At 34.1% G+C, this 15,051-nt stretch carries 15 protein-coding genes; 2 read left to right on the forward strand and 13 right to left on the reverse strand.

Features of this window, described 5'->3' with window-relative positions:
- The first annotated feature begins 51 nt into the window (after positions 1-51).
- Both ACFWDE_RS05260 and ACFWDE_RS05265 read left to right on the forward strand, forming a co-directional pair.
- Positions 52-504: an Lrp/AsnC family transcriptional regulator gene (locus ACFWDE_RS05260; RefSeq protein WP_377890556.1), complete on the forward strand. Its 453-nt coding sequence runs from the start codon at positions 52-54 to the stop codon at positions 502-504.
- A 100-nt stretch (positions 505-604) separates the two neighbouring features.
- Positions 605-787 carry a DUF3913 family protein gene (locus ACFWDE_RS05265; protein WP_000707108.1) on the forward strand — a complete coding sequence of 61 codons (183 nt, stop codon included), beginning with the start codon at positions 605-607 and terminating at the stop codon, positions 785-787.
- 37 nt (positions 788-824) lie between these two features.
- Here the strand turns inward: ACFWDE_RS05265 and ACFWDE_RS05270 are convergent, their stop codons facing one another.
- The 13 genes from ACFWDE_RS05270 to nrdF all read right to left on the reverse strand — a co-directional run bounded on the left by ACFWDE_RS05270 (position 825) and on the right by nrdF (position 14,972).
- Positions 825-1,841, reverse strand: coding sequence for a CPBP family glutamic-type intramembrane protease (locus ACFWDE_RS05270; RefSeq protein ID WP_377890559.1), 1,017 nt, complete (start codon positions 1,839-1,841; stop codon positions 825-827).
- Between the two features lie 315 nt (positions 1,842-2,156).
- Positions 2,157-2,933: an ABC transporter permease gene (locus tag ACFWDE_RS05275; RefSeq protein WP_377890561.1), complete on the reverse strand. Its 777-nt coding sequence runs from the start codon at positions 2,931-2,933 to the stop codon at positions 2,157-2,159.
- Positions 2,933-3,835 carry an ABC transporter ATP-binding protein gene (locus ACFWDE_RS05280; protein WP_377890563.1) on the reverse strand — a complete coding sequence of 301 codons (903 nt, stop codon included), beginning with the start codon at positions 3,833-3,835 and terminating at the stop codon, positions 2,933-2,935. Before ACFWDE_RS05280 ends, ACFWDE_RS05275 begins: the two co-directional genes overlap by 1 nt.
- A 14-nt stretch (positions 3,836-3,849) precedes the next feature.
- A complete protein-coding gene (locus ACFWDE_RS05285; RefSeq protein WP_377890565.1) occupies positions 3,850-4,641 on the reverse strand; it encodes an ABC transporter permease in 792 nt (263 codons plus the stop codon).
- A complete protein-coding gene (locus ACFWDE_RS05290; protein ID WP_377890567.1) occupies positions 4,638-5,336 on the reverse strand; it encodes an ABC transporter ATP-binding protein in 699 nt (232 codons plus the stop codon). The genes ACFWDE_RS05285 and ACFWDE_RS05290 overlap by 4 nt, the downstream gene beginning before the upstream one ends.
- Positions 5,333-5,713 carry a GntR family transcriptional regulator gene (locus tag ACFWDE_RS05295; protein WP_377890569.1) on the reverse strand — a complete coding sequence of 127 codons (381 nt, stop codon included), beginning with the start codon at positions 5,711-5,713 and terminating at the stop codon, positions 5,333-5,335. The genes ACFWDE_RS05290 and ACFWDE_RS05295 overlap by 4 nt, the downstream gene beginning before the upstream one ends.
- A gap of 193 nt (positions 5,714-5,906) precedes the next feature.
- On the reverse strand, positions 5,907-7,289 hold the full coding sequence (locus ACFWDE_RS05300; protein WP_002149599.1) for a putrescine aminotransferase: 1,383 nt from the start codon (positions 7,287-7,289) through the stop codon (positions 5,907-5,909).
- Positions 7,290-8,783 carry an aldehyde dehydrogenase family protein gene (locus ACFWDE_RS05305; protein WP_377890572.1) on the reverse strand — a complete coding sequence of 498 codons (1,494 nt, stop codon included), beginning with the start codon at positions 8,781-8,783 and terminating at the stop codon, positions 7,290-7,292.
- Positions 8,784-9,052: 269 nt separating this feature from the next.
- On the reverse strand, positions 9,053-11,182 hold the full coding sequence (locus ACFWDE_RS05310) for a sigma 54-interacting transcriptional regulator (protein WP_377890574.1): 2,130 nt from the start codon (positions 11,180-11,182) through the stop codon (positions 9,053-9,055).
- A gap of 144 nt (positions 11,183-11,326) precedes the next feature.
- Positions 11,327-11,575 (reverse strand): biotin/lipoyl attachment domain-containing protein, encoded by a 249-nt coding sequence (locus ACFWDE_RS05315; RefSeq protein WP_002149602.1) that lies wholly within the window; start codon positions 11,573-11,575, stop codon positions 11,327-11,329.
- 27 nt (positions 11,576-11,602) lie between these two features.
- Entirely contained in the window at positions 11,603-11,893 is a 291-nt protein-coding gene (locus tag ACFWDE_RS05320) for an SAV0927 family protein (protein ID WP_002149603.1), read from the reverse strand.
- A gap of 336 nt (positions 11,894-12,229) precedes the next feature.
- Positions 12,230-13,579, reverse strand: coding sequence for an APC family permease (locus ACFWDE_RS05325; RefSeq protein ID WP_377890577.1), 1,350 nt, complete (start codon positions 13,577-13,579; stop codon positions 12,230-12,232).
- Between the two features lie 424 nt (positions 13,580-14,003).
- Positions 14,004-14,972: a class 1b ribonucleoside-diphosphate reductase subunit beta gene (gene nrdF, locus ACFWDE_RS05330; RefSeq protein ID WP_002149605.1), complete on the reverse strand. Its 969-nt coding sequence runs from the start codon at positions 14,970-14,972 to the stop codon at positions 14,004-14,006.
- Positions 14,973-15,051 lie beyond the last annotated feature (79 nt).

The following is a 15,051-nucleotide window of genomic DNA, read 5'->3' on the forward strand; positions in this document are numbered from 1 at the left end:
TTATATTTTTCCTTTACAAAAATCATCATTTTACTGGAGGTATATTTACAAATGCAATTAGACCGTGTTGATCGAAAAATTTTAAATGAATTATATAATGATAGTCGCCTTTCCATGCGCGAATTAGCAAAACGAGTAAACTTATCAGCTCCGTCTACTACAGAACGTGTTCGTAAACTTGAAAGTGAAGGAATTATTCAAAAATACACAATTGATATCGATTATAAAAAAGCAGGACTTGTTTTAGATTGTATTTTAGAAATCACTTTAAAAAATGGTGATACAACACGTATGCAACAGTTTATCCAGTCTTATCCATCTGCAAGTTTTTGTTATCGAGTAACAGGAAGCTTATGCTACATTGTAAAAATCTCTGTTCCTTCACTCGTTGAACTTGAAGAATTTATCAATAATGTTTCTTCATATGCAACGACAGTTTCTCATATCGTATTATCAGAAGTAGCTCTTACTCCGGATATTGAACATATCTTCCCAGAAGATTAATTCATTTTTATTCATAAAAAGAGTAAAAACCCCTTACATTAAGAATAAAAATGATATATCATGTATTAAAATACATAAAGTTCGAGAAAGGGGCTTTACATTGAAAATCTGGTTTTATGAAAAAACGGCGCAATTAGATGACTTGCTTGGTATTTGGGATAATGTTCCGACCATCCCTCGAATTGGTGAAAAAGTTGAACTTCTAAAAACCGTTCGGATTGTTACAGATATTAAATACGTGAAAAACGGAAATAACTTCCGTGTAGAAATTATTACAAATTAAAAAGTAGCTCTCCTTTTCATACTGGAGAGCTACTTTTTCATGGCCTATAATCCGCCTTTTTTATAATAATCTTATCTTCTTCTACAGCTATTGTTACATACTCATTTTCTTCTAACTTGAGCTGGTTGACAGCCTCATCTGGTAGTTCCACCGCCATCAATCTATTCGTTAGTATAACTTGGCTATACATTTCATTTTCACGTGCTGAATTCATCACTTTTTCTTCATTTATTAAGCGAATCGGTGGCACACCTACTTCTTTTACAGTACGCCATTGTTTCCAAGTAAAAGGAATTAACCATAATAAACCGATAATCGCAAGACCAATGCCGATCCATAAATTACTTTGTGCTTGTAATTCAGTAATCGAGATTGCGTCACTTCCATCTCCACCTACAGATTGCATACTCGTTGCAATCAAATTATTTAGAGCATGCACAGCAATATTCGTCCATATATTTTTTGTCTTTATGTATAGAAGGCACATAATAACACCGAACATGAAAGCACCGATAACATCAAAATGTCCTAGTCCAAAAATAAGAGAGGATATAATAACCGCTCGTTTAATCCCCCATTTGTATGCCATTCGCTGTAAGAAAAAACCTCTAAAAATGACCTCTTCCATTATTGGGGCTAATACACATGCTGAAATGAAAGTAAATATCGTCATGTATATGTTACTCGTATTAATTACATTTCCATCTTCTAACATGATAACTAAGAAATCAGGTAAAGTATGTGCTAAAATATAAAATTGAATTTGGGATATACCGACTGAAAAAATCATTCCCATTATCGTTGCTAATACAATTAACCCCCAATGTAAACGTCTGGGCTTATCAAAAAAACTTTTAAAAACAACATTATTTTTACTTGTTTTTAAATATAGCCACAATAGTGGAAATACGAAAAATATTGATATTTGTGACAAGAACTCTATCGTATTGTCAGAAGCGCCTGATAAACTTAATGGAATCATCGTTAGGAACATCCCTATAATCATCCATCCAAAAAAACTACGTAACCTTATACGTGAAAATGCATATTGCATATTGAACACCTCCAGAGATGATATAAAGTGAAACTTTACTCAGTGTTTTATGGGTAGCCCTTCTCCCACAAATGGCCGAATAACTAAATTATAATATGAATATAGTTGAAAATCTCCCTATTTTTCTCAGGTGCTTTCGAACAACATATCTATTAAATTATATAATAACGATCTTATTTGATATACGATATCGATGTTCTTCAACTTAGTTACAATTATATTCCTAAGTAAATATGTATTTGCCACACTTAAAAACTATATAAATCAAAAAAAATTGGTTAATAAAAATCCCCGTTAACACGGGGATTTTTTCTATTATAATACGTCACGTTTTTGGAATAATACACTTGATGCTACAAGTAATACTGCAAAGTATGCAACTACAAGTAACAATGAAGTTGTAAACGTAAATTCTGTAAATGGTGGTTCTACTCCGCCACTTACTAATTTATTGCTGTCGTAAACACTTAAATTTAAATGGAAGAACACAACAAATTTCGCTACACCTTTTGCAAACATTATTAGCACCATATTAATTGCTCCTTGCAAGAAAAATAGGAACAACGTAATAATTAATGGTAATACAGACTTTCTAAATACGTTTGCTAAGAAAAAGGCAAGAGTTGCAAAGAAGAACGGTGAAAGTACTTGATATAAAATGGACTTCATTATGATTCCTAACGTTAATTCTGTTTTACTACCATCCATTACAATCCCGCCAATAATCATTGCGATTAACGTGCTAGCAAATATGATAAATAATATAGTAAGTAACACTGTAATATATTTAGAGAACAAAACTGTAATTCGTTTTCTCGGACGGATTAATAACTGCTTAATTGTACCTTTTTGAAACTCATCAGTAATTGTACGAGAAGCAATCGTAATTCCAAAAATTGTTGCAAACAAGGTAATTAAACCAATATCTGAACTTACAAAATCTAAATATGATCCTTTAAACTCATGTCCTCCTCCCCATTTCAGCATCGCTAAAACTCCCAAAATCTCCAATGCTGCAATTACACCTATTAAAATATACATACCTTTTTTCGCATGTAACTTCAAAAATTCATTTTGAATTAATTTAAACATTACGCTTTCACTCCCCCTGTAATCGCTAAGAATTCATCCTCTAACGTTTTATTTTGAACAGTAACACCGTATACGAGTACATCAGCATTTACTAGCTCTTTTACAATTTGCGGAATCTCTTCTTTCATTATAGATGTCACAATTACATTCCCTTGTTCCTTACCTTCAATGATTTCATTTGCTTTCTGAACTTGATCTACTTCAAACGCTACAACTACCGTTTCATCATGCTTCGCTTGTTCATGTAAGTTATACTCTTGCACAAACTCACCTTGCTTTATAATAACGACGCGGTCACACATTAATTCAATTTCACTTAATAAATGACTTGATACAATGACTGCAATATTTTCTTCCTTCGCTAATCGTTGTAAATAGTCACGAATTTGGCGAATACCAGCTGGATCTAATCCGTTTGTCGGTTCATCTAAAATTAATATTTTTGGTTGATGAAGTAACGCTTGTGCGATTCCTAGGCGTTGTTTCATTCCAAGTGAATATGTTTTCACCTTTTTATGAATGGCATGCTCTAAATCAACAAGCTTTACAATTTCAGCGATACGCTCTTTACTAATTGGGGTAATTGCCATGTTTGCAAACTGCTTTAAGTTTTGCATTCCTGTCATATAATCATATAACTCGGGATTTTCTACAATCGCTCCAATTTGCTCTAGCGCCTTTTCACGCTCTGTGCGGATACTATGGCCACAAATTGTAATATCACCTTCTGTCATCGAAATAAGACCTGTCATCATACGAATTGTCATCGTCTTACCACTACCGTTCGGTCCAAGGAACCCGTATACTTCTCCTTCTTGAACCTCAAATGATAAGCCCTGAATAATTTCTGTCTTACCAATCTTTTTTCGAACATTTTCTAATTTCACTACTACGTTTCCCAATGCTGACTCCTCCTTTAGACTTCTAGTTTTTTATCGATTACGCGACCTGTAACTACTAGTAATATAATTGTTAATAAACAATTAAAACATAGATTTAAAACTGTAATCTCTGTACCAGAATAGAATGATGTATTTAAAAAACCATCTTGATCTATAAATCCAATATTATTTATAGCAAACACGTACTTTTCTATTTGCTGAAAAATATACGTTATTCCCCCATTAAATGCGATAAAAACGACGAATAAAACTACGCAAACAATCTTGTTCATCGATGATTTCACATTGAATAGTTTTACAATTACTATAATTAAATAAATAGAAACTAGCATATTAATAAAATCTAGTCCCCATAAAAAAATAGATAACAAATGATGTAATATTCCATAATCATATAAACTGTGGATTGCTTGCTGAACACCTAAATCTGTTTTTCCATTGTAAATATTTAAAGAAAAATAGTATAGAAAAATGATTCCTATTCCTAGCAAAATCATAAAGAGTAGTACACAAAATAAAACATTTGCACATATATACTTTTGTGCTGAAATAGAAGTATAACGTAGCATAGAGCTTTTTAGCATTTTTCGAAAAGACGATATACCTGTTAGAAGAATTGCAAATCCATTTATACTTAGTACGATAAAAAATATAATAATGATTATATCTTGCCTACCTGAAATTCTAACTCCTGAAACTCCTTTCATATTAAATAAAAGAATTAATGAAACTGTAATAAATCCGAAGTAAATAATGGCTATCTTTCTCTTATTACAATTATACAGATAACGAAAAAGCTGACTCATTTCCCATAGGCCTCCTTAAACAGCTCATGTACTGCTTTGCCCTTTTGAAATCGTAGTTCTTCCACATTTTCATGCAATATTATTTCTCCATCTTTCAAAAAGATTACTTCATCAAATATATTTTCGATTTCTCTTATTAAATGAGTCGATATAATCAGCGTACAATCTTCACGATAAAATTTAAGGATTAGCTCAAGTACGTGTTCTCTAGAAACAAGATCAATCCCGCCAAGTGGTTCATCCAGTACGTATAACTTCGCTTTTCGAGAAAACGTTAAAATAATTTGAAGCTTTTCAACCATACCTTTTGATAATGCTGTAATTTTTTCTTCTAATGGTATTTTAAATTCCGCAATCGTATCTACTGCTTTTTGAATATCAAAGTCTTTATAAAAATCTCTATAAAAGAATAATGCATCTTTTACAGTCATCCAATCATCAAAGACTGGCTTATCAGACATAAATGAAACGATTTCTTTCGTCTCTAACCCTATTTTTTTACCGTTAATTGCTATGCTACCTTCTGAAGGATGCTGCAGCCCTGCAATCATTTTCAATAATGTCGTTTTCCCGCTCCCGTTATCTCCAACAAGCCCAACGATTTTTCCTTCTGTAATCTCTATGCTTAATTCCCGGATTACTGCTTTCAATCCATATCGCTTCCATAGATTTTCTATTTTTAATAGCTCTGTCATTCGTTCTCCTCCCTTTTCTTATTTAATGAAGAACGAAGAATTGAAAGAATTTCTTCTTCTGAAAAACCTAAATTGTCCATTCCATCTATAAAAGAATGAAGTAATTCTTTCGCCATATCTTTTCGCAGCTCCATAATTTTCTCCCCTTCATTCGTTACATATCGCCCCATTCCTCTACGTGTTACAACAACTCCATCCCGTTCTAGTTCTTGAAATGTACGCTGAATCGTATTTGGATTTACTTGCAATTCACTCGCTAATTCACGTACGGAGGGAATTTTATCACCAGGCAATAAATGACCCGTTACAATTTCTTTCTTTGTGTATTCCATTACCTGAATATAAATTGGTGTATTTGGAGAAAATTCGATTTTCATTTCTCCCCTCCTGTCTTAGTGTGTTAGTTAAATAGTACACTAAGACAAATTACATGTAAATACTTACAACAAAAAATGTAATAAAAAGGCAGTGTAACTTTTCGTTACACTGCCTTCCTGTAATAAAATATAAATAAATCTATTCTGATTATAGTTTCAATCGTTTGAATTCACATATAACCTTATACAAAATCTATTTTACTTTTACTTGAGTTAGCACAGATTTAAACGTATTAATAACTGTATCTACTTCTTCATAACTAATTGTAAGGGATGGTTCAATACGAATTGTTTTTGAGTTAATTAATGTTCCCGCAACAAGAATTCCTTGATCAAACATCGCCTTTGACACTTCATAACCAATCTCGTCTTTATGGAATTCAATCCCAATCATTAAACCTTGACCACGAATTTCAAAGATTTTATCTTCGTGCCCTTCTGCTGCTTGTTTCAATCCATTCAAGAAATACTCCCCAACTTCCATAGCTCGTTCCGGTAATTTCTCTTCCAATAATACATGGATTGTTGCAATTGCAGCAGCACATGCAAGAGGATTTCCTCCAAATGTTGTTGTATGCATAAATGGATTTTCAAACCAACTTTTGAATACTGTTTCTTTCGCAACAATAGCTCCCGCCGGCATTACACCTCCACCAAACGCCTTCGCAAGACAAATAATATCCGGCACAACATCATATAATTCTGCCGCAAACATTTTGCCTGTACGACCCATTCCAGTTTGCACTTCATCAAAAATAAGGAGTGATCCAAACTCATCACAAAGCTCTCGCACTTGTTTCAAATAATTTTCTGGAGGTAAAATAATGCCGCCCTCCCCTTGAATTGGCTCTAAAATAACTGCTGCAACATCTTCTCCTACTAATGCACATGTCTCAAATGTTTTTCTCATCATCTCAATGTCGCCAAATGGAACGTGACGAAAACCTGGAATCAATGGTAAGAATGGCTTACGGAACATTCCTTTTGCCGTTCCGGATAAGGAACCAAGGCTCTTACCATGGAAGGCACGAGTTGTAGCAATGAACGTTGTTCGCTCACTATACATTTTTGCTAGTTTTAATGCTGCCTCCACACTTTCTGTACCACTGTTTGTAAAGAAGGCGTATTTCAAATCACCAGGTGTAATATCCGCTAAAATCTTTGCAAGCATTGCTCGAAGTGGATCCAGTAAATCCTGACTGTGCAATGCTTGACGTTTTAATTGATCTGTCACAGCTTTTACCACTTTCGGATTACGGTGACCAACATTATAAATTCCAAATCCACCTAAACAGTCAATATATCTTTTACCGTTAATATCCATGAAACAAGATCCTTCATCTGACCACTCTACTGCTGCAAATTGTCCATCTTTTGTTACTGTTTTTCTATAAGCAAGAAAACCAGGGTTTACATGCTCTCTAAATCCGTCTACTGTTTCTTTTTGAATCCAGTTTGCCTCTTCTTCAGTAACCTTTTCTTTTTCAATTAACTGTAGTACTTTCGTAATATACTCATTTACATTTGAACCTTTTACATCTTTCTCATTCAATTTATTTTCTACGTTCGTTCCCATCTAATTCACTCCTACATTTTTTTTATTTGCAAACCAACCTATTGGTTCTACTTCTAGATTTATATTAATCTGCTTAATTTCTTGAAATTCTTCTAAACCAAACGTTCCTAGACTACGACCTATACCACTTTGCTTATATCCGCCCCAAGGTGCCTCATTGTATGTTGGATGATAGCTATTAATCCACGTAATTCCTGCGCGAAGTTTGCGAATCACACGCATTGCTTTTGCACCATCAACTGTAAATACCCCTCCAGCCAAACCATAGTCTGTACCGTTTGCCAACTCAATTGCTTCCTGTTCGTCTTTAAACTTTTGAATTACTACAACAGGACCGAAGATTTCTTCCTGGACAATACGCATATCAGGTTTTACATTGACAAAGACTGTTGGTTCAATAAAGAAACCATCACCTTTTCCATCCTCCATTATTCGTCTACCTCCGCAAGCAACGTTTGCACCTTCGTCTTTCCCAATTTCAATATAACGTAATACTTTTTCCATATGTTCTTGACTTACAAGTGGCCCCATTTCTGATTCTGGATTATCACCAGGCCCAACGTTAATTTGCTGTGCTCGCTCTACAAAACTATTAACAAATTTATCATAAATCTTTTCTTCTACAAGGATTCTTGATCCTGCTGAACATACTTGTCCGCTACCTGCATAAATACCGAATAGAGCATAATCAATAGCGGTCTCAAAATCTGCATCTGCAAAAATAATATTTGGAGATTTCCCTCCAAGTTCTAACGAAATCTTTTTCATATTATCTGCCGCTGTTCTCATAATGTGCTTACCTGTTTTTGTTCCACCTGTAAAGGAAATCATGTCCACTTTATTACTCGCTGCAATTTCATTTCCTACTATTGGACCGGCCCCCATTACCATATTGGCAACACCTTTTGGTAGCCCTACTTTTTCAAGGATTTCGAATAGCTTTGTTACAGTGATTGGTGTCACTTCAGAAGGTTTAAACACAATTGTATTTCCAGCTGCTAAAGCAGGTGCAATTTTCCATACACTCATCAATAGTGGATAATTCCATGGAACAATTAATCCACAAACACCAACTGGCTCTCTTACAACCATCGCTTGCATCGGATCGGCTACATGATATGTTTGACCATCTGGCTTTGTAATCAATCCGGCATAATAGCGAAAACAAGCCGCTGCATCTCCAATATCTCCTTCTGCCTCACGGTACGTTTTTCCATTATCCATTGTTTCAAGGTACACTAATTCTTCCATATTTTTATCAATTTCATCTGCTATTTTAAATAAATATGATGCCCTTTGAGCAGTTGATGTTTCTGACCAAATTCCGCTATCGAAAGCCGCTCTTGCCACTTCTATCGCGTATTTTGCATCCTCAATCGTTCCCTCAGGTGCATATGCTATACCCTTGCCATTCGCAGGGTTAATAATCGTTCTTTTCTCTTGATTACTAGAGTCTCTCCATTCACCATTTACATACATTTTTAAATCTAGCACTATATTGAATCCTCCTTTATCGATCGTTTATATATTTATAAGCAAATTTCATGCCAATATTTAAAATTCAAAGGAATCATACATAAACTGACTATTTTCTTAAAAACAACAAATAATTTATGCATTTTCGCATACACTATTCTATTTTGCATAAAACGGAACGCTAATCATTACCGCTACCGCCTTCATGCCCCCGGACTTGAACCCTAGAGAATATGTACATGCTGGGCGCACACAAAAAGGAGAAGTCTATGTGACCTTCTCCTTTTTTAGGAATAAGAGATGATATCAGCCGCTATCCCTTTTTCACTAACAATTTTTTGATATTTACGACTCACTGAAGATTGGCTGATTCCAAGAGCTTTTGCAGCCTTAGTCGTTGTTTTATACTGCTTCATTGCAAGTAAAATCAATTGTTCTTCTACAGAATGTAATGCTTCTTGTAATGGTAATACTCTTGTAATAACTGGTTTTGATTTTTTAAAGTCATAACCAGGTGTTAAAAACTTACTGACAAACTCCGCTTCAATTACTGGATCGTCTGCTGATACTACTAAACGTTCAATCATATTTTGTAATTCACGTACATTTCCTGGCCATGAGTAAAACTCTAGTAAGCTAAGTGCATCTGGAGTTAAATGATAATTTTTATTATATTTTTCATTTAACTGTTGCAAAAAATGAAAGGCAAGTACCGGAACATCTTCCATTCGCTCTCGTAGAGGAGGAACTCGCAACGGAATTACATTTAGGCGATAAAACAAATCTTCACGGAACGTTCCAGATTCCACCATCTTTTCAAGACTCTTATTTGTAGCAGCAATAATTTGTACATTTATTTTCGTAGGTATTGTACTTCCAATAGGAATTACTTCTTGTTCCTGCAGGACTCTAAGCAATTTCACTTGCAAATGTAAAGGCATTTCTCCAATTTCATCTAAAAATAAAATACCTTGATCAGCTCGCTTAAAATATCCTTCTTTCCCATTTTTATCGGCTCCTGTAAAAGCACCTTTCGTATAACCAAATAGTTCACTTTCTAACAAAGTTTCTGGAATTGCACCACAATTTAATTTTAAAAACGGCTTTGAAGATCGGTTTCCAAGTTGATGAATTGCCTGAGCAATTACTTCTTTTCCGACGCCAGATTCTCCGGAAATAAGAACATTGGAAGAAAAATCTGCTATTTTTTTAGCTTGGTTAATAATTTGCTCCATTTTCGGACTACAGTAAATAAGCTTCTTAAGAAAACGATCTTTGTTTTTAAAGTCATCTAACTCCTTCTTATATTGCTTTGATATCTTCTTTATTTCATGTAATTCCGTCTTCAATCTCGTTGCTTCGGTAATATCCCTTGAGGCAATAATAATACGATGAAGCTCTCCGTTTTCATTAAATACAGGGTTTCCAACTGCTAATATTTTTCTTCCGCTTTTTGTTTCTTGTACAACTGATACCTTTTTTTGTTTTTCCAACACTAATCGCGTAACAGATGGACTAAATAATCCTTTCTTTTCTAAGTCTAAAAGATTTTTTCCTAACAGGTCTTTCAAATTACTCCCCCAAAAATCATTGATAACAGTTTCACTATAACGAATTAATTCCCCTTTATGATTAACAACTAATATTTCATCATAAATACTAGACAAGATTGCATGTAAATCTTTATTTAAATCCTTTATATATTCAATTTCCATCGCCATGTCCTCGACCATCGGCAAATCTTGCACAATAATAACCATTCCTTCAATATTTTGATCAAAGTTTGGAATCGGACTATAGTCAACTAATACACCCATCTCATTTGTGATTTGTAATTGATTCAAGATCGTTTTTCCAGTTGTAAATACATTATTAATGTGCTCTTCATTAAAAATCAGTTCTGCTGGTACATTCATAATTTTTTCAGGAGTCGATTTAATCATCTTCAAACCAGACTCATTGCAATTTACAATTTTCTTTTCACGATCTACTACAAAAATCCCCATTGGAATAGATGTTAAAATAATTTTCAATATATCAACACTCTGATTTTCTTGTTTAAATAGTTCTGCAAAAACATCCTCTCTTCTTATATATCCTGTTAGCTCATCCATTTCATTTTTTACTATCGCAATCGGCGCTCCAATAATTTGAAAAAGAGCTGTTAAAGAAATATCTTTACTAAGATGACATATTGTATCTAGTGAAACAGCATTTGAAAGCAATACCTTAGCAGTTAATCCCTTACTATTTGATAGCAGATCCTTCACATGAACGTATGCAAATAATTTCTCCCCTCTTTTTAAAAATAGAAAAGATTCTTTTATATTTTCAACATCTATATTCCATTCCTTTTCAGATTGATCGATAGATAGAGAAACAATAGGTCTAATTTTTTTATGAGCAATGGAAAACATTCTGCTATTCCTCCTTTGAACTATGTAATTTGTATTGTATCATTAAATACAGATTTTTTTAATTAATCTGAAAATAAAACGTTTTTTCCTTTACTTACTAAAAAAAGGAAGATGAATGCCTCCATCTTCCTCATTGTTCTATCATTAATCACTACCACTAACGAAAAGATCTTCTTGAATGTAAGCTAATACCATACCTGGAATTACTTTATCTCCTGCCTCTACTTCTAAAGATTGAACTTCTCCACTACATCCCATCTTAATTACTTCCAGTTTACCATTCATATCTTTAATAGAGAATAATGGCTCCCATTCATAAATTCGTGAATCCTTATTAATAGACACTTTTTCAATTATTCCATAACACGGACTCGTAATAATATCATAATACACAATCAATCATCCCTTTCTCTTATTCTATTAATATTGTTCTTCTAACCTTTGTGACTGAAGAATCATATAGAAAAAGCTTTGAAGCTCTTCTATATCTTCTACCTCAATTCCTAGCCTTGGTGCCCAATATTGTTCCTCTCCAATATCTTCTTGACTTAATAAAACCATTCTCCCATTTTGAATTGAGGTAACCATTGCTTTTCCAAGAAACTGTTGCGAATACGTAACAGCTATATCGTAACGATGACTATTCGACAAAATGCAATAATAGCCGATTTGTTGTCTCTCCACTTCTTCTAATAAAATATCCAGTTTCATTTGGTCCCTCCTTTAGGTTAAAAATGCAACTAGCATATTAGACGTGCTATTCCTACAACTTTGCAACCACCTTCAATGAAATGATTTTCAAGTTCAACTGTATTATGTTTTCTGCTTGGATTACGACCATAACACCCCGCTTTTATATTTTTACTAATTGTACAAAGCAATAATTGTGCCAAATGAAAATACTATATTGACCATCATTTATCAGCCATCCTCCCTAGACTTGCCCCTCTTTCTTATGAATCGTTGAATGAATTATGCAATACTGCATTGGTTACATGATCTTCAAAGCAAAAGACATCGGATCCATTCCCGATGTCTTTTGCTTTTTTATATTTCCTGTACTTCTTCAAAATGCATTTGCGGAGGAGCTGAACGAAACATGTTCGTAATATATAGGAGGTACCCAATTCCGATAGCAGCCCAGCCAAGTCCCAAAATAAGTGAATGGATATTGAGGTTAAACCATAGTACCGCTACAGTAGCAGCACCCAAAATAGGCATAACTAGATAATTCAAGAAATCTTTTATCGTTTTATATCTTTTTTTCTTGATTATATAGTAAGAAATTACAGACAAATTAACAAATGTAAATGCAATAAGTGCTCCAAAGTTAATAAGAGATGCTGCTGTTTCTAAATCAATGAATATAGCGAAGAGCGAAATAATTCCTACAAAAATAATATTATATACTGGAGTTCGCCAGCGAGGATGAATGTACCCGAATATTTTCTTCGGAATTACATTATCTCGCCCCATTACGTATAATAACCTGGATACACTTGTATGAGAAGCTAAACCAGACGCAAGTGTCCCCATAAGGGTTCCTACTAAAAAGAAAGCTTGAAATAATTTCCCACCAACATATAGCGCAATTTCTGGAGATGCTGATTCTTGATTTTTAAATACAGATGTATCTGGAAACATAGATTGTGTAAAATACGTAGTAGTAATGAATAAAACTCCGCCGATTAAAGCAGTAAGAAAAATAGCTCGAGGAATTGTTTTCTCCGCGTTTGGTGTCTCTTCTGAAAATGTAGTTACTGCATCAAAACCTAAAAATGAGAAACAAAGAATTGTTGCACCTGCAACTAACGGTGATATTTGTATATCTGATTGAAAAAACGGCTGAATGGAAAAAACTTCTCCTGTTCCCTCTCCCGCTAATAAGCCTTTTATAACTAGAAAAACAAATACGGCCATTACTAACACTTGAAATATTACTAAGAACGTATTGAAATTAGCAGTAACATTTACGCTAATCATATTTATTAATGTAACAAGGAGAACAAAGCCAATTACCCATACCCAACTAGGAACACTTGGGAAAAATGCTGACATATAAATTCTCGTTAATAGTGCGTTCACCATTGGTAGAAACAAATAATCCAATAACGCGGACCATCCAACAAGAAACCCAAGCCTTGCACTAATTGTCTTCTGTGTATACGTATAAGCAGATCCTGCGGTAGGAAAAGCCTTTACCATTTTGCCGTAGCTTGCAGCGGTAAACAGCATCCCCGCTAATGCAATAAGATAAGCTCCTGGAACATGACCACCCGTTTTTTCAGAAACGATTCCAAATGTATCAAACCCAACCATCGGTGTCATATACCCGACCCCTAGCATAACAATTGACCAAAGCCCTAATGAACGTTTTAAACCAACTACTTTCCCCACCTATCATTCCTCCTACTTTCTCTATCTAATTTCCATTTAAAAATCGACAATCAAAAGGAAGCGTTTTCAAGTAACTATATGTCACACCGAGTATTACCTCCCTTTTTGTTACTTTTTAAATATTCATGCAATTTTTAAGCCAAAATTTCTAGAGTTTAAAAATTCAATATTAAAAAGAACGTATAGGTGAAATTGGGCCACATTTCTTCTCATTTTTTATTCATTTTGACATAAGTTATTCAATCTCTCATACGACTAAATATGAAAATAAAACCTTAATCCGTGTTTTTTCTTGATTCCCACTTCCTCACAAATTGGGCTTTTACAAGATTAAAATATTTCCATGAAATAATAACATTATGTAAACTATTCATAGCAAAAAAGCTGTCTTTTCTATAAAGACAGCTTTTTCTATAACACTATATTAGAAATTGAATACGAAGTCATCGTCTGCTAACTTTTCAACATTCGTTGCTTTTACGTAACCATTTCCTTTTACAGAGAAGAAGTCATGGTTTTTCGTATCTGTACGTAAACCATTTAAAACGATTGGATTAATTTCTTCTTCTTCAAACTTCGGCTCAAGCCCTAAGTTCATAAGTCCTTTATTCGCATTGTAACGAACGAAACGATTTACATCCTCTACAAGACCGATAGAAGTGTAAATTTCTTCTGTATATGCCAATTCAATTTCATACAGTTTCATTAATAACTCTTGCGTTTCCGTTTGTACTTCTTGTTGCTCTTCTGCAGAAAGTTCCGCGAAGATTTGTTGTGCTAAAATACCAACGAATACGCCGTGAATTGACTCGTCACGAATTATTAAGTTAATAATCTCACCACTTGCCGTCAATTTGCCTTGACCTGCTAAGTAAAGTGGATAGAAGAACCCACTATAGAATAAGTAACTTTCTAAGAACACACTTGCTACCATTGCCATGTATAACTCTTTTTTCGTTACTTCAGGCTTTAATAAACGACGATAGTAACTAGTAACAATACCAGCCTTTTTCTCAAGTAATGGATGGTTATCTACCCATTCAAAAATATCATCAATTTCTTCTTCAGTAGCTAACGTTGTGAAAATATGACTGTAACTCTTCGCATGTACTTCTTCCATAGCGCCCATGAAAGCTAATACACTTTTCGCTTGTAAATTTTCAAGATGAACAAGTACAAGAGGCATCCCTTCGCCGCCTTGTTTCGTATCTAAAAGTGTTAAACCACCTAATACACGCTTATAAGCAATTTGCTCTTCTTTTGATAATTGTGCCCAAGTATTTTTGTCAGAAGACACTGCGATTTCTTCTTCTGTCCAAAACTGAGCGATGTTTTGCTTCCAAAACATTAAACTAAAATCATCTTCTTTTTTGTTCCAGTTTACCGCACGCATTAAATCGCCCCTTCTCTAAATAAACATAAAAAATTGATAACTAAGCATGAGCAGGGTTCAGAAAAACCCTGCTCATAAT

Source organism: Bacillus sp. NPDC060175 (assembly GCF_042728695.1).
Taxonomy (GTDB): domain Bacteria; phylum Bacillota; class Bacilli; order Bacillales; family Bacillaceae_G; genus Bacillus_A.

Bases quoted from the DNA above. Each gene is read 5' to 3' on its own strand.
- ACFWDE_RS05260 (WP_377890556.1), top strand. From the start codon at position 52: ATGCAATTAGACCGTGTTGATCGAAAAATTTTAAATGAATTATATAAT.
- ACFWDE_RS05270 (WP_377890559.1), bottom strand. From the start codon at position 1,841: ATGCAATATGCATTTTCACGTATAAGGTTACGTAGTTTTTTTGGATGG.
- ACFWDE_RS05275 (WP_377890561.1), bottom strand. From the start codon at position 2,933: ATGTTTAAATTAATTCAAAATGAATTTTTGAAGTTACATGCGAAAAAA.
- ACFWDE_RS05285 (WP_377890565.1), bottom strand. From the start codon at position 4,641: ATGAGTCAGCTTTTTCGTTATCTGTATAATTGTAATAAGAGAAAGATA.
- ACFWDE_RS05290 (WP_377890567.1), bottom strand. From the start codon at position 5,336: ATGACAGAGCTATTAAAAATAGAAAATCTATGGAAGCGATATGGATTG.
- ACFWDE_RS05295 (WP_377890569.1), bottom strand. From the start codon at position 5,713: ATGAAAATCGAATTTTCTCCAAATACACCAATTTATATTCAGGTAATG.
- ACFWDE_RS05300 (WP_002149599.1), bottom strand. From the start codon at position 7,289: ATGGGAACGAACGTAGAAAATAAATTGAATGAGAAAGATGTAAAAGGT.
- ACFWDE_RS05310 (WP_377890574.1), bottom strand. From the start codon at position 11,182: ATGTTTTCCATTGCTCATAAAAAAATTAGACCTATTGTTTCTCTATCT.
- ACFWDE_RS05320 (WP_002149603.1), bottom strand. From the start codon at position 11,893: ATGAAACTGGATATTTTATTAGAAGAAGTGGAGAGACAACAAATCGGC.
- nrdF (WP_002149605.1), bottom strand. From the start codon at position 14,972: ATGCGTGCGGTAAACTGGAACAAAAAAGAAGATGATTTTAGTTTAATG.